Origin of the sequence: Pedobacter sp. MR2016-19 (assembly GCF_014947265.1) — a bacterium.
GTDB lineage: Bacteria > Bacteroidota > Bacteroidia > Sphingobacteriales > Sphingobacteriaceae > Pedobacter.
In genome coordinates this window covers 44,768-62,430 of record NZ_JADCNK010000020.1, presented here as the reverse complement: position 1 = coordinate 62,430, position 17,663 = coordinate 44,768, and the positions used below count along the sequence as shown (strand labels likewise).

The window sequence follows — 17,663 nt, the reverse complement described above, 5'->3', positions numbered from 1 at the left end:
TTTGAAGGGTTTTGGATATGTTTACGGCATCAACCTCAATACAACCAGATATGATCAAGAAACTCTTAATTCTTTCGTGTTTATTAATTCCTACACATTTTTGTTTTGCACAGAAAGCTGAAGTAGAAAATGCAGTGACGCAATTGACCAAACTGATGGTTAGCCCAGATAGCGTGGCTTTGGATAAAATGGTGCTTAATAATTTAAGCTATGGGCATTCGGGTGGAAAAATACAGAATAAGCAGGAGTTTTTACATTCTTTACTTTCTGGCGAATCTGATTTCATAGATATCAACTTAGCAGATCAATCGGTTATTATTCAAAATAAAACGGCTTTAGTTAGACATACCCTAAATGCTAAAACAAACGATAAAAATGTTCCAGGAAATGTAAAATTATATATTCTTTTAATCTGGAGTAAAGAAAAATCAGGGTGGAAGTTACTTGGCAGACAGGCGGTTAAAGTTCTGTGAGTTTTTTTTACAATTTCGGAATCTAATTCCGAAATTGTAAATTTATAAAATGATAGAAAGAACTGCTAAAAAAGAACTTCTTGATTTAAGTAATCAATTTAAATCAGTAGCCGTAATTGGCCCAAGGCAATCTGGAAAAACTACCTTAACAAAAAATGTTTTTCCAGATAAACCCTATGTTTCTCTGGAAAATCCGGATACGCGTTTATACGCCGAAGATGACCCACGTGGATTTTTAAGTCAATTTCCTAATGGAGCTATCTTAGATGAGGCTCAGAGGACCCCTAAACTCTTTTCTTATATACAGCAAATTCTTGATGAATCGAAGTCTAAAGGAAAGTTCATCATAACTGGATCTAATAATTTCTTACTTCAAGAAAGCATTGTGCAAAGCTTAGCTGGGAGAGTAGCTTACATTAAACTGCTACCTCTTTCTATCCCAGAATTAAAATCTGCAAATTTGCTTGAGGAAAATATTAATAGTTTTATTCTTAAGGGCGGTTATCCACCTATTTATGATCAAAACATTCCACCGAATAAATGGCACCAAAATTATATAAATACCTATTTGGAAAAAGATGTGAGGCAGATAAAGAATATTACCAATTTATCATTATTCGAAAGGTTTTTAAGACTATGTGCAGGTAGGATCGGACAGTTGCTAAATATGAACAGTTTAGGGATTGAAGTTGGGGTAGATAGCAAAACAATTGCTTCGTGGATTGCGGTTCTTGAAAGTAGTTTCGTGATACATCTACTGCGACCTCATCATCAGAACTTTAATAAACGTATAGTTAAAATGCCAAAGTTATATTTTTATGATACGGGATTGGCAGCAGCTTTACTTGGAATACAAAATGAACAACAATTGGATACTCACCCAAGTAAAGGAAGCCTTTTCGAAAATATGGTTATTATTGAAATGTTAAAATCAAGATTTAATTTAGGTTTAAGCGATAATCTATATTTCTGGAGGGATAATGTGGGGAATGAGATTGATGCTCTGATTGATGAAGGAGGTAAGCTTTATCCTATTGAAATTAAGGCTGGCAAAACCATAAACACCGATTACTTTAAGGGCATTAATTTTTGGAATAAATTGACTTCTGGAATAGGAGGTACAATAATATATGCAGGAAATCAATCGCAGATAAGAAGTAACGATATTAATATTTATCCTTGGGACAGCATGGGTTGGAAATAACTAGGTAGACAAGCGGTTAAGGCAGCTTAGTTAAGTCTCTGGTCTTGAGTTCTAAGTCGGTAGTCAAAGACTCTGGACTGAGGACTCAAGACTTTGGACTATTTTATCATCACTCCCGGTCTATTCACCAATGGGATTTTAATCAGATTAGAATCGATGATGCTTTCGGGGAGGAAAATAAACTTTTTGTCGTAAATGGTGCTGCCGACGTAATAGCTTAGCCAATATTCGTTAGTTAAGCCAAAAACTTCAGGATCAATAGCTTCTACGCCTGCAAAAGAATTTGCTTCCATATCACCAACAAAGTGCCTTAACACAGAAGTTTTTACTTGCTTCCCGTCTTTTTCACCATAACCTTTAGAGCTGATTAAAACATTTTTTATGGGTTCGTTTTTTAAATTGACGAGATAAACCGTCCAGCTTTTTACTTCAGGTGTTTCGCCCATTAATACAACGGCCATTGCGATATCTTCAACTGTATTTTCTGGTAAATCTGCTTTCAACTGGGTTAACTGTTTAAACTGCTTAATCGGTTAATTGTATAATTTATTTTAGGATGATAGAATCCTACCATCCTAAAATCATTTAATCCTGGCCTATTTCTTCTTCGCTACTGCCTTTTTTGCCGGCGCTGCTTTTTTCTTTGCCGGTGCTTTTTTCTTCGTTTCGAAAGCGTTAGGCACCTGTTCCACAATCATTTTCTTCACCACTTCTAAGTCAATATCAGCCAGTTCTTCTGGTGTATATTTCTGCTTAGTCGCCTCGTTATTCCTTAATTTAAGCATCAATTTGCCAAAACGAATGAATGGTCCCCAACGGCCATTTTCAATAGAGATTTTTTCAGCATCCCAGGTTTTAATATACCTGTTGGCTTCTTTTTCTACTTTTTTGCCGATTAAGGTATTAATATCTTCTTGTGTTAAATTATCGAAATCGTATCCTTTTGCGGGAATATTAATAAACAAATCGTTCCATTTAATAAACGGACCGAAACGGCCTTTACCTTTTGTAACGCCTAAACCTTCATAGTGGGCAATAGGTGCATCATCATCCATTTTCTGTTTGATAATTTCAACTGCTCTATCATAAGTTACCGATAAAGGCTCCTCATTTTTAGGAAGCGAAATAAAACTTTCGCCCCACTTTACATATGGCCCAAAACGGCCAACCCCAATCATTACCTCTTTACCTTCAAAATCAGGTAATTGGAAAGGAAGTTTAAATAGTTCAAGGGCTTCATCTAAAGTAATGGTTGCAACAGATTGTGTGCGCATTAAGCTTGCATACCGAGGTTTTTCTTCTTCATCCAATTCTCCAATCTGAACCAATGGTCCAAATTTACCAACCTTAGTATATACATTTTTACCCGTTGCAGGATCTAAGCCTAATAAACGTTCACCTGTAGCACGTTCAGCAGTTTCTAAAGTGGTTTCCACTTCACTATGAAATGGATTATAGAACGAGTGCAGCATTTTGGTCCACTCCTGTAAACCTTGTGCAATTTCGTCAAATTCCTTTTCTACTTTGGCTGTAAAGTTAAAATCTACAATACCTTTAAAATGTTCTACTAAGAAATCGTTTACCACTTCACCAATATCAGTAGGGAAGAGTTTTGATTTCTCGGCACCGGTAATTTCCGATTTGATTTCTTTTTTTACCTGTCCGTCTGCTAAAACGATAGACGTAAATTTACGTTGTTTACCATCTCTGTCTTCTTTTACCACATAGCCACGGTTTTGTACCGTAGAAATGGTTGGTGCATAAGTAGACGGACGTCCAATGCCCAGTTCTTCTAGTTTTTTAACTAAACTGGCCTCTGTATATCTTGCCGGCGGACGTGAGTAACGTTCCGTTGCCTGCATTTCTTTTAAAAATAATTCTTGTCCTTTAGCTAAAGGAGGTAAAATTGAACCACCTTCTTTTTCTTCGTTTTCTTCATCATCAGTAGATTCCAGGTAAACTTTTAAGAAACCATCAAACTTTAATACTTCACCTTCGGCTACTAAATGTTCTTTTCTGGTTGAAGCGGTAATCTGCGCGGTTGTCTTTTCAAACAAAGCTTCACTCATTTGCGAAGCAATGGAGCGTTTCCAGATTAAATCATATAAACGTTTTTCTGAGATATCTCCATCTACAGTATGTCTGTCAAAATATGTCGGGCGGATGGCTTCGTGAGCTTCTTGCGCACCAGCAGATTTTGTTTTATAAACGCGATGTTGATGATATTGATCACCGTAAGCAGATTTAATCTCGGCAGCAGCCGCATTTAACGCGGTTTCTGATAAATTTACAGAATCTGTTCTCATGTAGGTGATCTTACCCGCTTCGTACAGTCTTTGCGCCACCTGCATGGTTCTCGCAACTGAAAAACCTAATTTTCTGGAAGCTTCCTGTTGCAGGGTAGAGGTGGTAAAAGGGGCAGCTGGATTGCGTTTTGCCGGACGGGTTTCTAAACTCGTGATATCAAATTTAGCATTTACACAGTCCTGAAGATATTTTTCGGCATCTGCTTCGCTTTCAAAACGTTGTGGCAATTCTGCCTTCACCATTTCTTTTCCTTTTCCGGTAGAAAACTGTGCGGTAATTTTATATGCAGCAGCTGCATTAAAGTTCAAAACTTCTCTCTCTCTGTCAACAATTAAACGTACGGCCACGGATTGTACACGTCCTGCAGAAAGTGATGGCTTTACTTTTTTCCATAATACCGGAGAAAGTTCAAAACCCACCAATCGATCTAATACACGGCGTGCCTGTTGGGCGTTTACTAAATTATAATCAATCCCACGGGGACTATCGATTGCTTTTAGAATAGCTGGTTTGGTAATTTCATGAAAAACGATACGTTTTGTTTTCTCTACTTTCAGGCCTAAAGTTTCGAATAGATGCCACGAAATGGCTTCTCCCTCGCGGTCCTCATCGGATGCTAGCCATACCATTTCGGCCTCTTTAGCTAGTTTTTTTAATTCGGCGACAACATTTTTCTTATCGGCGGGTACCTCGTAGGTTTGGGCAAAATTGTTCTTGATATCAATCGCCATATCTCCCTTAACTAAATCACGGATGTGGCCATAGCTAGATTTCACAAGGAAATCTTTGCCTAAATAGCCTTCTATAGTTTTAGCTTTTGCGGGTGACTCGACGATTAATAAATTTTTGGCCATGAAATACGTTTTTGTGCAAATAAAGCTATAATTAAAGCATAAATCCAAACCTGAGAAGAATTTAATACATTTTTTTTATTAATTAAGTGATAAATATGTTGGTTTATAGGTCGATTTTAATCTGGTTTTAATCTTTTTTGTTTTTGAAAAGCAATAACAATGCTGTTAGGTTAAGGTTGGGCCCGCCCCCGTTTCTGCCGATGAAAGATCGGCATCTCACTTCGGTCGGGTTTAGTTGGCTTGGCTGATGCTGCTATTCAGGTTTTAATAGCGTTTTGTATGAAGCGATAAGAACAGACTTTGTTAATTAAACCGGATAGAGCGGAATAGCCCACAGCGCAGCGAGGACTATAAGCGATAGCAGGGCTACAACTGCGAAGAACTACTGCGCGCTCATTTCCTGATCAAAAGAAATAATGATTTATGATAATAGCCGCTTTATTGGCAATACCTTAGGTGCTTTAATTATGGATATCACATAATTTACAGCCACATTACATCAAGGCAACCGATTTGTACTTATATTCGTATATAAATATAAAATAAAAACGATGATCAGCACAATTCTAATCCTATTAAACTTATTGGTATCCCCACCAAAAAATGTTTATGATTTCAGCTTTAAAACCATTGATGGTAAGGAAATTAAGCTTTCTAAATTTAAAGGCAAAAAAATCCTAATTGTTAACACGGCATCTAAATGCGGTTTTACACCACAGTACGAAGATTTAGAAAAACTTCAGAAACAATATGGTAAAAAGGTCGTATTAATCGGTTTCCCGGCAGGTAACTTCGGTGGACAGGAATTTTCTACCAATGCAGAAATTAAAGAGTTTTGTACCGGAAAATATAATGTTTCGTTTTTGCTTGCAGAAAAAAGCAGTGTTAAAGGCGATGATATCAGTCCTTTGTTTAAGTATTTAACTTCTCAGACCAATACTGAAGAGCAAGGCGATATTAAATGGAATTTTGAGAAATTTTTAATCAATGAAAAAGGAGAATTGGTTCACCGTTTCCGTTCTAAAACAAAACCTACTGACGAGGCGATTATTAAAAACCTGTAAAGGGATGTAAAATGGACAATGTAAGAGGGAAGATGTATTAATCTTTCGCTTCTTTAAATAAATTAAAAGGTAAAGTGGTAAGACATTTTACCTTTTTTTTATGTTATATATGGAGTGTTCGGGGGATTTAGACATAAGAAAGGGGCTTAAATCCATAAGCCCCAAATAAACCAAACAAACTATTTATGAAGTTTATATAAAACGCCTGTTCAGATAAAAAGTTTTTGAAAAAAATAAATTTATAATGGGTAGATATGGTGTTAACAGCTCAATGGCTATTAATAGCGTAAAATAGGGGATACTGTAACCGAATTGATGGAAAAAGCCAAGATATTTTTGACAATAAAATGTTAAAACAGGTTAAGCTGTGCTGGTTGGTATAGATTAGGGTCGAAGCTGTAAACTTCAGGCGTATCTTGCCTGTTGCTAACGTAATAAAGCTCCGTTTCCTCATATCTAGAAGCTACTTTTACAAAAGTATCGCCAGCCACGTTTTTAAAAAGATTTTCAACCAACTCTGCGCTGTTATTATCTTTTGATAAGTGGCTCAGTAAGAGATGGCTCATGTATGGCGCTTTATGATTGACGAATAGTTCCAGTGCCTGTGTATTGCTCAGGTGGCCATGTCCACCCGTAATCCTTCTTTTCAAAAAATAAGGGTATTTACCACTCTCCAACATCTGCGAATCGTAATTGGCTTCCAGGAAAGCGGCATGACAGCTTTTGAAATGGGTAATTAAACGATCGCATACTGAGCCTATATCTGTAAAAACACCAACTCTTACTTCGTTACATTCAATAGTAAAACTATAAGGATCAGCTGCATCGTGAAATTTAGAAAAGGCAGCAATCTTTAAGTCGCCAATATGAATGTGCTGTTGATTGCTTAATGAAAAGGTATTGTTTGCATCCAAAAGCAGCCGGCTGCTTTTTAAGGTAGCTGTACTGATGTAGACCGGGAGTTTATATTTTTTAGCAAAAACAGCTACCCCTTTAATGTGGTCGCTGTGTTCGTGCGAGATAAAAACAGCTTTTACTTTGCTTATAGGTAAACCCAAACGATTCATCCGGATTTCTACCTCTTTACAGGTTAGGCCAATATCAACCAAAACAGCTTCATTATCATTACCTATATAGTAACAATTGCCATTACTGCCCGAATTGATTGATGTAAAATATAATGCCATTTTCAGGTTGCAAGATAAGGCTTATTTGGCGAAGCAAAAAAGAAAATTATACTCTTGCACCGTTGTGTTCTACCAAACGAGAAAGCAGTGGGAGGAAAGCCTGGATGAGGTTGATTTCTTCGGAAGAAAAGATTTTTTCCATGGTTTGTACCAGCCATTCTTCTTTTATTTTTCTAGTTGCAATAATGTGTTTTTCGCCAAGTTTGGTTAAGCCGATAAAAACCTTTCTTTTATCCTCCTCGCTTGGAAAGCGCTCTACACATTTGGCATCAAACAGGCGGTTAATGATCTGCGAAATGGCTTGTTTGGATACTCTTTCCATGTCTGCCAGTTCTGTAGAAAGCATTTTGCCATGCTGTTCGAGTAGCGACATGGTCAGTAATTCAGCGTTACTAAAGTCTGAACTTACATTTTGCTTGCGTAACTCTCTGGTTAAACGGGTAACGGTGCTTCTTAACTTTGCGGCAATCTCTTGTGTTTGAGTAGGCATCTTATTGGTAAATAAACTTTACAAATATAAGGTTTAATTTTTATAGATAAACTAAGTAACTTTTATTCGGCGTGTAAATTATGATGTTTTCGTGATAAAAAGGAGTTGTTTTGGTTTTAGAGTTTAATCAAAATTTTCTAATTTTGTAAAGTTACTTTACTATTTTAATTATGAGTATTTTTCGTTCGTTAAGACATTACAATTACAGGTTATTTTTTACAGGTCAGGCTATTTCGCTAATAGGCACGTGGATGCAGCGTGTTGCCATAAGCTGGTTGGTTTACCGTTTAACAGGTTCGGCATTTTTGTTAGGACTGATTACTTTTTTGAGTTTAATCCCTTCGCTGGTACTGGCACCCTATGCAGGGAGCTATGTAGACAGGCATAATAAATACAAGATATTAGTAATTACCCAGATCATTCTGATGCTTCAGGCTGGTGCTCTTGCTTTAATGATCTGGTTTAAGGTGTACGATATATTCTGGATTGCAGCACTTTCGCTGGTTCAGGGCCTGGTGAATGCTTTTGATGTGACTGCGCGCCAATCGTTAATGGTAAATTTAATTGATGATAAAGAAGATTTGCCAAACGCCATAGCGCTCAACTCTTCAATGTTTAATGCGGCCAGGCTAGTCGGGCCGGCATTGGCAGGCGTAATTTTAAGTGCCTGGGGAGAAGATATCTGTTTCCTGGTTAACTTTGTAAGCTTTATTGCTGTATTAGGCTGTTTGGTTATGATGAAACTGAAACTCACAGAGCACCAAAAATCGACAGAAAATATCTGGATTGACCTGAAAAAAGGTTACGATTATCTTAAATCATCTCCGGATTTGGCCTCTATGATATTAATGATGGCTGCATCAAGTTTATTGGTAATCCCTTTTACTACTTTATTGCCTGTTTTTGCAAAAGATATTTTTAATGGAAATGCCACTACATTTGGCTGGTTTGAAAGCGCTGCCGGACTTGGCGCCTTCTTCGGGGCAATTTATATGGCTACTTTAAAAGCGGGTCAGAACCTACAGAAAATTGTAATGATGTCGGGTGTACTGTTGGCTATTTCTGTTGTGGCGCTGGCTATATCCCCATCACTTATTATGGCCTTAATTTGTACCAGTATGGCTGCCTTGGGTTTAATGGCGCAAAACTCATCTATCAATACCTATTTGCAAACCCATGCCGATGATGTAATGCGCGGCAGGACTTTAAGTTATTATATTATGGCTTACCAAGGGGTATTGCCAATTGGTAGTTTGTTAATGGGTTACCTGGCGCATCTTTTCGGCACGCAAGTGGTTGTGGCTTTCGAAGGTGTTGCAGGATTGTTGATCGTAGCAGCGTTTGTATATAATGAAAATCATCGCAATCAATTGAAAAATAAGTTTTCTCTATCTGGAAATTAGATCATATCGTAAGTTTTTATTTTCTTAATTACCTTAACTTCTTAATGGTTGATGATAATTAGTTTTTTTACCATTAAGGAGTTAAGAAACATTAAGGCTTCCATAACAATTTATTAACTTCTTAATGTTGGATGGTTATGATGAGTTTTTTTTACCATTAAGGAGTTAAGAAACATTAAGGTTTAGTGCAAATTGTTTCCCGCAGATTAAACAGAAAAGAAACACAGATTTTAACAGAGTCGGTTAAAACGCCAAACTCCAGCCGCTATACGCTACCCGCATTTACCCGTGCACAATCAACTTACAATCGACCATTACTTTTTGGTAATTATGAATATCAATTTCTTTGTTAATCAATTGGATCAATAAAGCAATCGCATTTTCACCTACCGACTCGGGGTTTTCTTCAATAGAGGCGATAGGGGGCGAATCGAGATAACTGATGAAAGAAGTGTTGCCAAATCCTATACACTCCACTTCGTTGGTTTTGAAGTGCTTTGTGGATCTTAGGTACTTCATCGCGTCGAATAAAATAGGCTCTTTAAAAGCGACAAGCGCAGTGGGCATATTTTCTGGGTCGGCAAATAAATTCTTAATTGCCGAGATTGTGTTTTCCTTATCAAAATCGGTGTAAGCAACTAATTCTGATGAAAAAGGCACCTGGTTATCTTTTAACGCATTGATATAGCCATTAAAGCGATCGTGCGTGAAATTAATCATTTTGGGGCCACCCAAATAAGCGATCTTCTGATGCCCTCTGTCTATTAAAAACTTGGTAGCCTGGTAACAGCCCTGGAAAGTATTGCACAATACTTTGTGGCAGTTGAGGTTAAAACTCGGGTTCCGTGTATAATACACCACCGGAATGCCTATGTTTTCGAACTGGTTTAGGTGTGCAAAATCTTGTGTATGCTTCGAAATAGCCACAATTAAGCCATCTACCCGGCTCCGCAATAGCATATTTGCAGATTGAATCTCTTTTTCCAGTTCATCATGAGATTGACTGATGATCACATTGTACCCATTTTGAGTGGCAAACTGCTCTATGCCATAAATACTCCTGGTAAAAAAGTGATCTAAAAGATTGGGTAAAATAACGCCAATAATGCGCGATCTCTTTTCTTTTAAATTGATAGCTGATTTATTCGGTGTAAAATGCAAATCGCGGGCCATTTCCTGAACGCGCTGCCTGGTGTATGCATTTATAGTCGGGTAGTTGTTAAGGGCTTTTGATACTGTTGAAACTGACATCTTTAACTTCTCAGCTAAGAATTTCAGTGTAACAGGGGTATTGTTCGTCATCTTTTCCAATCTCAGTACATAATTAAGAAAAAAACCAATTATTTCAAACGTTTGAAATGTATTTTCAATAGATTTTATAGCGTTTTAGCCTTTTTAAAACCATTTAATCTTTTAAGCTTTTCTAAATTCGTTAGCACAATATAAACCAGGCAAAAACAGAATATTGCTTAAATTTAGGCTAGCGACAGAGAAACCGTCCGCAATTAATTGTTAGTTTTGAAACGATCAATTAATAATATTAAAACTTAAGTTATGCTAAAAACAACCTATAGCGTATTTTTAATCTGCTTTTCGCTCCTTTCATCATTCAGTTACGGTCAGGTTACCGCTATACAGAACATTCAGGGACGGAAAATCCAGAGTCTTAATGGTAAATGGAATTATATTATCGATCCTTATGAAAATGGTTATTACGATTATCGTCATGATCCATACGATCAGTCGAAAACCGGATCCGGAGGTTTTTATGATGATAAAGTTCAGAAAGATAAGTCAGAGTTGATTGAGTATGATTTCGATCATTCTCCTCAAATGAATGTTCCGGGTGATTGGAACTCGCAATCAGAAAAATTAGAGCTTTACGAGGGCAATGTCTGGCTTCGTAAAAAGTTTGATGCAAAACCCGAAAAAGGAAAAAAGTATTTCGTTTACTTTGGTGCAGTAAATTACGAAGCCCATGTTTATCTTAACGGTAAAAAACTAGGGGTACACAAAGGCGGATTTACACCCTTCCAGTTCGATGTAACCAATAATTTAAAAGCTGGCGAAAACTCCCTGGTGCTTAAAGTTGATAATATCCGTAAACAGGATGAAATCCCAACTGTAAATACAGATTGGTGGAATTATGGTGGCATAACACGTGATGTTTTTTTAGCAGAATTTCCTGAGCATTTTATCAGTGATTACAAACTTCAGCTTGTTAAAGGAAATAATAATCTGTTAAGTTTTTCAGCAAAACTTGCCGACGCCACTGCCGGACAGGAAATTACGCTTTCTATCCCGGAGCTTAAGCTCGAAAAGAAATACAAAACAGATGGCGAAGGTAAAATTGCTGATGAATTTACCTGGAACAATTTAAGCTTATGGTCGCCGGAAACACCAAAATTATATGCAGTAAATATTAAAACCGATAAAGAAGATATTAATGATAAAATTGGTTTCAGAACCATTCGGGTTGATGGCGATAGCATCCTGTTAAATGGTAAATCTGTTTTTTTAAGAGGGATATCACTACATGATGAAAACCCTCTTTTAGCCGGGCGTTTACGCTCAGAAGGGGATATGCGGATGATGCTGCAATGGGCAAAAGATTTGAATTGTAATTATGTTCGCCTGGCACACTATCCGCATAACGAAGAGATGATTCGTCTTGCCGATGAAATGGGTCTATTGGTTTGGGCCGAAGTGCCTGTTTACTGGACCATTAGCTGGACTAATCCGGCTACCTATGCCAATGCCAAAAAACAATTGACAGATTTAATTGTACGCGATAAAAACAGGGCAAGCGTAATTGTTTGGTCGATTGGGAATGAAACCCCGCTTAGCGATGCCCGTTTAAGTTTTATGAGCAATTTGGCAGAAACTGCCCGTGCCTTGGACGATACCCGTTTGGTAGCTGCCGCTTTAGAGGTACACCGCGAAGGGAATACGATCATTTTAAACGATCCTTTGGGCGAAAAAATTGATCTGGTTAGTTTTAATGAATACGCTGGTTGGTACTGGGGAGGTAATCCATCCGAAATTACCAAATACAATTTCGATATCAAATATAAAAAACCTGTGGTAGTTACTGAATTTGGTGGCGATGCACTGGGCGGATTCCACGCTGATGAAAATACCCGCTGGAGCGAAGAGTACCAGGAGGCATTGTATAAAAACCAGATTACCATGTTGAGTAAAATCGGTGCTTTACGCGGGATGACGCCATGGATTTTAACCGACTTCAGGTCACCAAGAAGACAACACCCAATTTATCAGAATTTCTGGAACCGCAAAGGATTGATCAGTGAAACAGGTAAAAAAAAGAAAGCCTTTTATGTACTGAAAGATTTTTATGACCAGATGCAGGTTAAATATAAATAATAGATGAACAACCCTAATCTTTTGATTCACGAAAGGATATAGAATAAATAAAAGAACTAATTAGATGATAAAAGAAATAGAGAGCCTGTTTTCGTTAAGGAACAAGGTAGTAGTGGTTACTGGTGCTACAGGTGTTTTGGGTGAGGCTTTTGTAAATGGATTATGTGCCGCGGGTGCTACAATCGTTGTGATTGGAAGAAACGAAGAGGCTGCAAAGCAAAGGGTTGCTGATGTAACAAAAGCAGGTGGGAAAGCCATTTATATTATTGCTGATGTACTGAATGAACAGAACCTGCTCGATGCGAATGAAACCATTATCAAAGAATTTGGCCGCATAGATGCCCTGGTAAACGCTGCAGGTGGAAATGTGGCAGAAGCTGTGATCCAGCCTGGAAGTGATATTTTTGAACTTAATATTCCAGCACTGAAACAGGCATTTGACCTCAATTTATTTGGAACCATTTTACCTACGCAGATTTTTGGTAAAGAAATCGCAAAAAATGGGGGAAGTATTGTGAATATTTCATCTGTTTCTGCTAACCAGGCCATTACACGCGTATTGGGTTACTCGTTAGCCAAAACTTCAATAGATTGTTATACCAAATGGATGGCTGTAGAACTGGCCAACCGCTACCAGGATAAAATCAGGATCAACTCAATTGTTCCGGGCTTTTTTATCACCAACCAAAACAGGGCTTTGCTCACCAATCCAGATGGTAGCTTAACCGCAAGAGGGCAGGCTATTATTTATAAAACACCATTTAAACGTTTCGGTGCTCCTGAAGAGTTAATTGGTGCATTGGTGTATTTGCTAAGTGATGCCTCTAAATTTGTAAACGGCGAAAATATTAAAGTGGATGGTGGATTTACCGCATTCTCTGGTGTTTAAACATCAGTGTGATGCTCCAAATATTATCATATAAATCAGTGTAATCATATATAATGAAAAAATTAGAACAAACCTGGCGTTGGTATGGTCCAAATGATCCGGTTAGCTTACAAGACGTTAAACAGGCTGGCGCTACAGGCATTGTAACTGCATTGCATCATATTGCACATGGTGAAGTTTGGCCATTGGAAGATATTCAGGAAAGAAAAGCCATTATTGAAGCTGCAGGTTTAACCTGGTCGGTAGTAGAAAGTGTTCCTGTACACGAAGCGATTAAAACGCGCAGGGCAGATGCCGGGCAGTATATCGAAAATTATAAAACCTCTTTGCGTAACCTTTCGGCCTGCGGAATTAAGATCGTATGTTATAATTTTATGCCGGTTTTAGATTGGACACGTACGCAGCTGGACCTGGAAATGACCGATGGATCGAAAGCGCTTTATTTTAACTGGATCGATCTGGCCATTTTTGACCTTTACATTTTAAAAAGAGAAAGTGCAGAAGCAGATTATTCGAAATCTATTTTGGATCGTGCAGCAGCTAAATTTGCTACCTTATCAGAACAGGATTTGGTTGATCTTCGGATCAATGTATTAATGGGAATCCCTAACGAGAAAGAAATCGAACTGGAAACTCTGCGCAACAGTATTAATGAATACAAAGCCATTGGAACACAAGGCTTAAAAGAAAATCTCAAATTTTTCTTATCCGCTATTGCTGACGTTTGTACGGAGGAAGGTATTAAAATGACTATTCATCCTGACGATCCGCCTTATGCTATTTTAGGTTTGCCAAGGATAGCAAGTACACTGGAAGACTTTAATTACATCATTAAAGAAGTAGACCAGGCTTTTAACGGTGTTTGTTTCTGTACGGGTTCTTTGGGTGCAGGTATGGATAATAATGCATTAGAAATCTTCAATGCGGTTAAAGAGCGGGTGTATTTTGCGCATCTGCGTAACGTCAAGAAAGATGAAGATGGTAGTTTCTACGAAGCAGATCATTTAGGTGGTGATGTAAACATGTACGAAATCATGAAAGCCTTAACAGAAGAAAATGCACTGCGTGATAAATCAATTCCTTTCCGTCCGGATCATGGTCACCAGATGCTCGATGATCTGGCAAAAGAAACCAATCCGGGGTATTCGGCTATTGGCCGGTTAAGAGGTTTGGCCGAACTGAGGGGCTTAGAAATCGGGGTTACAGGGAATTATTAAACAAATTTCCTGGAGAAACACATTCGCGGATCTGTTCCCATTCGTTTTGTAATCCTGAGGGATAATTTATTGTATAAAAATGAATATTAGTGACAGAGGATTTTTTGTGCTATGTGCCGGCGAGGAATCGTCATTACGAGTAACCATCAGGTCAGTGGCCTAAAAAAAATAGCAATGACGTCCTGTACGCGATTTCTAACGTATTAGGTTTAAGATTTTGCATCCTGCAAAACTCATTGAGCTAAGATGTCTAAGGTGGTTGTAAAAATTAAAGATTATGCAGTTTAATTAACCACCTTAGACACCTAAAAACATCTAATTCATTAAGTAATTCACACCATATAAGCTTATATGATCCTTAAATGTCTTATATGGTCAAAAAAATAACACTAAAATCAGTTGTTTAAATAAACGTCATTACAAGGAGGCCTTTCAGCCGACAAAGCAATCTTACAACTATCGCTAGTAGCGAGCGCTTTAAGATTGCTTCGTGCCTCGCAATGACGATCTTTCTATTGGGGCTGTCTATGGTAACGTAGTCGAAGGATCTTTTTAGCGTTTAATTTACCACAGATGCGCACAGATAAACACAGATTTATTTGTGCGCATTTTTGCAATGGCTGCGCTTGTATACGCCTTTCGCCAACCGCCAAACAATACCGTTGATCCTTATTATCCATAAATACACCCCAATTGCCAAAATTTTAACTCACCTTTGCTTGTGGCTTGAAATTTGAGTCTCTTAAAATTATGGAAAATAGCAATAATCCCAAGAAGAAGATCTTAACGCCTTCTGTTGTGCATGACGATTTACCAGAGGTTAAAAAGCCTGAACATCTGAGGAAAGTACCGCTGGATCACGATAGTGGATTGCCGGAAAATCCTGAAAGAAATTATCACCACGAAGAATTAAAGAGTATAACCTCCAGTCATGACGAAATCAGGCATGCTGATGACGATATCTGGAACGGGGAAGACGCTTAAATTAAAATCTAATCTTTTTTAACTAACTTATTCCGGTCATTTAACCGGGAATACGGTGTTTAATGTTGTTTTTTGTGAGCAGAATTAAAATTTATTTAGCCTAAATTAAATTTTAATTGCTTCGCTCTTAATTACTTATTTGAATTGAGAAAAGTAGCTTCTAAATAGTTTAAAATATATTTTTACATATTAAATAGAACTTCTATATTTGCAGCTCATTAAAAAATGAGCCTCGGTAGCTCAGCTGGATAGAGCGTCGGTTTTCTAAACCGAGGGTCAGGGGTTCGAGTCCCTTCCGGGGTACATTTAAAGGCCTTTAGTTATGCTAAAGGCCCTTTTTATTTCTCATCTATCCCGAATTGTTTCGTATTTGGATATTATGCTTTATTCTCTTTCTCACAAGTAAAGCACCACCAGTATTCCCTATCCTCATCTTTTAAAAGGGATTCTGACTTTTGCTTACAAATTTTGCAAATACGCTCTAGCCGTTCATCTTCCAAAGCCAGATAACTACAGGAATAACAACCCCAATTTGTTAAGACATATGGTTCATCTTCGATAACCCATGTAAAGCTTTTAAAGCCACATTTAGGGCAGGTATATAAGGACATAATTACTAATAACAAATCATTTTAGGTTTAACTAAGTGCCGCGGATTGCTTATGGCTTACATTTACTCAACCATTCAGTAAAGTACCTATTTACCGTCTCATCAATATTGCTTCTGTCCACTCCATCAATATACCATTGTACTTCGTCACTTATTAAATCACTCTTGGCATAATACAGAAAGTAGAACTGTTGAAGTGATTTCTCATAATCAAGTTCAATGTAAAGATCTCTAAGCTCAGTAAGAACTTTTACTGATTCTAGCTTGCCATCAAGGCACATCTCAATAAGGTAATTGACATAATTCCATGCAGCTTGGAGTTTATCAGAGAAGTCCAAGCCTAATTCATTAAGTGCTTTTGTAGTCAAGGTTTGCATTTCGAAGTAATCGAATGGCTCAGCCATACCTGCAAGAATAACAAGATGTTCAGTATCATAGCCATTTACTAGCATTTCAACTGCCCAATCAGACCAAGTTTTGTCAAAGTCACGATCTAATGCTCTATAAGCTAAAACCTTTATGGTAGAATTTAATAACGGATGCATTCCCGATATATAAATTGTTTTAACACAGTTTCTTTTAACCTTATAAGGAGGAAAATCTTAAATTGGTGGTGTAGTTAGATAGGATACTTATCACTGCATTTGATAATCAACTTTGTTACATTTAAATAGCGTAACTGCTACAGTTATACGAAATTGGACAGTGCTTCCTTAAGATCGTTTAAGTCGTACTTCATGATCAATTCTGATTCACCGTACAATAATCTAAGTTCCATCTTTAAAGTTTGTAAATCTTGTTTAACGTTACCGCGCCTTATAACTAAATCTAGCCTCATAACGTTGATTGTCTCATTTGGATAAATTGGTTCTCTGCACACCGACGAGATTTTAACACCACGATTTTGCCACAAAGTGTAATTCGTTGTGTTCTGAGATGACCAATTGTAGCTGACGTTTTCATGTGATCCTGTAAAATAAGCATTCAACTTGTAGGCTGTTTCGACGACTGAACCTTCGTTATAAATATCAATATCTAGTACAGCGGTGACCGTCGTAGCATCGGATTGAACTCTGATCTGATAGCCTTCAATCCCCAACTTTGCTTTTCTTTTCCTTCCATAACTCATTCGTACCTCATACTCCTCCATCGGGACTGAAATAAAGTTATATCTTTTGTAGTACCTATTATCTTTGCTTAAATGTGGTGCATCGTAGCTATAAGGAATCTTTACAATGTAGATGCTTTTCTTCATATCACCATCGATCCTAATTGGATAAATCGTCACATCTGCAATACGACGTTGTACGTACGAGCTTATAACTTGCTCAATCCACTCCTTAGTAAATTCATTACCATCTATGAAAGAAAATTCAGCAGCGACATGATTCACCTCTTTAATACCATAAACAATTATTCCACCATCTGAGTTAGCAAAGGATGCAACATCTTTTGATAGCTCCATTCGCTTTTTATCAATCTTCTCCAATGATCCAGCACTTTTAAAATCTAAGTAGATAGATTCCTCTACTTGGTTGTCAATCAGAGACTGGATATCTTCAATTGTATAATCATCCTTATCGTAGAAACTTCTCAT

The 17,663-nt window shown here is 37.6% G+C and carries 15 protein-coding genes and 1 tRNA gene; 9 read left to right on the top strand and 7 right to left on the bottom strand.

The window, feature by feature from the left end; translation table 11 throughout:
- Positions 1 to 50 precede the first annotated feature (50 nt).
- Both IM793_RS20270 and IM793_RS20265 read left to right on the top strand, forming a co-directional pair.
- On the top strand, positions 51 to 473 hold the full coding sequence (locus tag IM793_RS20270) for a nuclear transport factor 2 family protein (RefSeq protein WP_193424502.1): 423 nt from the start codon (positions 51 to 53) through the stop codon (positions 471 to 473).
- A 49-nt stretch (positions 474 to 522) separates the two neighbouring features.
- Entirely contained in the window at positions 523 to 1,677 is a 1,155-nt protein-coding gene (locus tag IM793_RS20265; RefSeq protein WP_193424500.1) for an ATP-binding protein, read from the top strand.
- 98 nt (positions 1,678 to 1,775) lie between these two features.
- Here IM793_RS20265 and IM793_RS20260 read toward each other — a convergent pair whose 3' ends face one another.
- Positions 1,776 to 2,180: a hypothetical protein gene (locus tag IM793_RS20260; RefSeq protein WP_193424498.1), complete on the bottom strand. Its 405-nt coding sequence runs from the start codon at positions 2,178 to 2,180 to the stop codon at positions 1,776 to 1,778.
- Positions 2,181 to 2,273: 93 nt separating this feature from the next.
- Positions 2,274 to 4,838: a type I DNA topoisomerase gene (gene topA / locus IM793_RS20255; RefSeq protein WP_193424496.1), complete on the bottom strand. Its 2,565-nt coding sequence runs from the start codon at positions 4,836 to 4,838 to the stop codon at positions 2,274 to 2,276.
- Between the two features lie 551 nt (positions 4,839 to 5,389).
- Between topA and IM793_RS20250 the strand changes: the two genes are divergently transcribed.
- Complete coding sequence (locus tag IM793_RS20250) at positions 5,390 to 5,902, top strand: glutathione peroxidase (protein ID WP_121283271.1); 513 nt, start codon at positions 5,390 to 5,392, stop codon at positions 5,900 to 5,902.
- Positions 5,903 to 6,252: 350 nt separating this feature from the next.
- Here the strand turns inward: IM793_RS20250 and IM793_RS20245 are convergent, their stop codons facing one another.
- Complete coding sequence (locus IM793_RS20245) at positions 6,253 to 7,089, bottom strand: MBL fold metallo-hydrolase (RefSeq protein ID WP_193424494.1); 837 nt, start codon at positions 7,087 to 7,089, stop codon at positions 6,253 to 6,255.
- Positions 7,090 to 7,135: 46 nt separating this feature from the next.
- Positions 7,136 to 7,579: a MarR family winged helix-turn-helix transcriptional regulator gene (locus tag IM793_RS20240; RefSeq protein ID WP_121283273.1), complete on the bottom strand. Its 444-nt coding sequence runs from the start codon at positions 7,577 to 7,579 to the stop codon at positions 7,136 to 7,138.
- A gap of 170 nt (positions 7,580 to 7,749) precedes the next feature.
- Here IM793_RS20240 and IM793_RS20235 point away from each other — a divergent pair, with 170 nt between their 5' ends.
- The gene (locus tag IM793_RS20235; protein WP_193424492.1) at positions 7,750 to 8,982 is read left to right on the top strand and encodes an MFS transporter; all 1,233 of its coding nucleotides are present in this window, start codon (positions 7,750 to 7,752) and stop codon (positions 8,980 to 8,982) included.
- 282 nt (positions 8,983 to 9,264) lie between these two features.
- Here IM793_RS20235 and IM793_RS20230 read toward each other — a convergent pair whose 3' ends face one another.
- Entirely contained in the window at positions 9,265 to 10,284 is a 1,020-nt protein-coding gene (locus tag IM793_RS20230; RefSeq protein ID WP_227256330.1) for a LacI family DNA-binding transcriptional regulator, read from the bottom strand.
- 252 nt (positions 10,285 to 10,536) lie between these two features.
- Here IM793_RS20230 and IM793_RS20225 point away from each other — a divergent pair, with 252 nt between their 5' ends.
- From IM793_RS20225 to IM793_RS20205, 5 genes are all read left to right on the top strand, one after another.
- Positions 10,537 to 12,366 (top strand): glycoside hydrolase family 2 protein, encoded by a 1,830-nt coding sequence (locus IM793_RS20225; protein ID WP_193424490.1) that lies wholly within the window; start codon positions 10,537 to 10,539, stop codon positions 12,364 to 12,366.
- Positions 12,367 to 12,430: 64 nt separating this feature from the next.
- A complete protein-coding gene (locus IM793_RS20220; protein WP_193424488.1) occupies positions 12,431 to 13,255 on the top strand; it encodes an SDR family oxidoreductase in 825 nt (274 codons plus the stop codon).
- 53 nt (positions 13,256 to 13,308) lie between these two features.
- Positions 13,309 to 14,472, top strand: a complete 1,164-nt coding sequence (gene uxuA, locus IM793_RS20215) for a mannonate dehydratase (RefSeq protein WP_193424486.1) — start codon at positions 13,309 to 13,311, stop codon at positions 14,470 to 14,472.
- 750 nt (positions 14,473 to 15,222) lie between these two features.
- Entirely contained in the window at positions 15,223 to 15,456 is a 234-nt protein-coding gene (locus IM793_RS20210; RefSeq protein WP_132397428.1) for a hypothetical protein, read from the top strand.
- Between the two features lie 229 nt (positions 15,457 to 15,685).
- Positions 15,686 to 15,759: transfer RNA gene (locus IM793_RS20205), tRNA-Arg, on the top strand.
- Between the two features lie 357 nt (positions 15,760 to 16,116).
- Here the strand turns inward: IM793_RS20205 and IM793_RS20200 are convergent.
- Positions 16,117 to 16,611: a hypothetical protein gene (locus tag IM793_RS20200; RefSeq protein WP_193424485.1), complete on the bottom strand. Its 495-nt coding sequence runs from the start codon at positions 16,609 to 16,611 to the stop codon at positions 16,117 to 16,119.
- A 143-nt stretch (positions 16,612 to 16,754) separates the two neighbouring features.
- Positions 16,755 to 17,663, bottom strand: coding sequence for a helix-turn-helix domain-containing protein (locus IM793_RS20195; RefSeq protein ID WP_193424484.1), 909 nt, complete (start codon positions 17,661 to 17,663; stop codon positions 16,755 to 16,757).

Bases quoted from the DNA above. Each gene is read 5' to 3' on its own strand.
- IM793_RS20195 (WP_193424484.1), bottom strand. From the start codon at position 17,663: ATGAGAAGTTTCTACGATAAGGATGATTATACAATTGAAGATATCCAG.
- IM793_RS20250 (WP_121283271.1), top strand. From the start codon at position 5,390: ATGATCAGCACAATTCTAATCCTATTAAACTTATTGGTATCCCCACCA.
- IM793_RS20200 (WP_193424485.1), bottom strand. From the start codon at position 16,611: ATGCATCCGTTATTAAATTCTACCATAAAGGTTTTAGCTTATAGAGCA.
- uxuA (WP_193424486.1), top strand. From the start codon at position 13,309: ATGAAAAAATTAGAACAAACCTGGCGTTGGTATGGTCCAAATGATCCG.
- IM793_RS20265 (WP_193424500.1), top strand. From the start codon at position 523: ATGATAGAAAGAACTGCTAAAAAAGAACTTCTTGATTTAAGTAATCAA.
- IM793_RS20225 (WP_193424490.1), top strand. From the start codon at position 10,537: ATGCTAAAAACAACCTATAGCGTATTTTTAATCTGCTTTTCGCTCCTT.
- IM793_RS20220 (WP_193424488.1), top strand. From the start codon at position 12,431: ATGATAAAAGAAATAGAGAGCCTGTTTTCGTTAAGGAACAAGGTAGTA.
- IM793_RS20270 (WP_193424502.1), top strand. From the start codon at position 51: ATGATCAAGAAACTCTTAATTCTTTCGTGTTTATTAATTCCTACACAT.
- IM793_RS20235 (WP_193424492.1), top strand. From the start codon at position 7,750: ATGAGTATTTTTCGTTCGTTAAGACATTACAATTACAGGTTATTTTTT.
- IM793_RS20245 (WP_193424494.1), bottom strand. From the start codon at position 7,089: ATGGCATTATATTTTACATCAATCAATTCGGGCAGTAATGGCAATTGT.
- IM793_RS20240 (WP_121283273.1), bottom strand. From the start codon at position 7,579: ATGCCTACTCAAACACAAGAGATTGCCGCAAAGTTAAGAAGCACCGTT.
- IM793_RS20210 (WP_132397428.1), top strand. From the start codon at position 15,223: ATGGAAAATAGCAATAATCCCAAGAAGAAGATCTTAACGCCTTCTGTT.
- topA (WP_193424496.1), bottom strand. From the start codon at position 4,838: ATGGCCAAAAATTTATTAATCGTCGAGTCACCCGCAAAAGCTAAAACT.
- IM793_RS20230 (WP_227256330.1), bottom strand. From the start codon at position 10,284: ATGACGAACAATACCCCTGTTACACTGAAATTCTTAGCTGAGAAGTTA.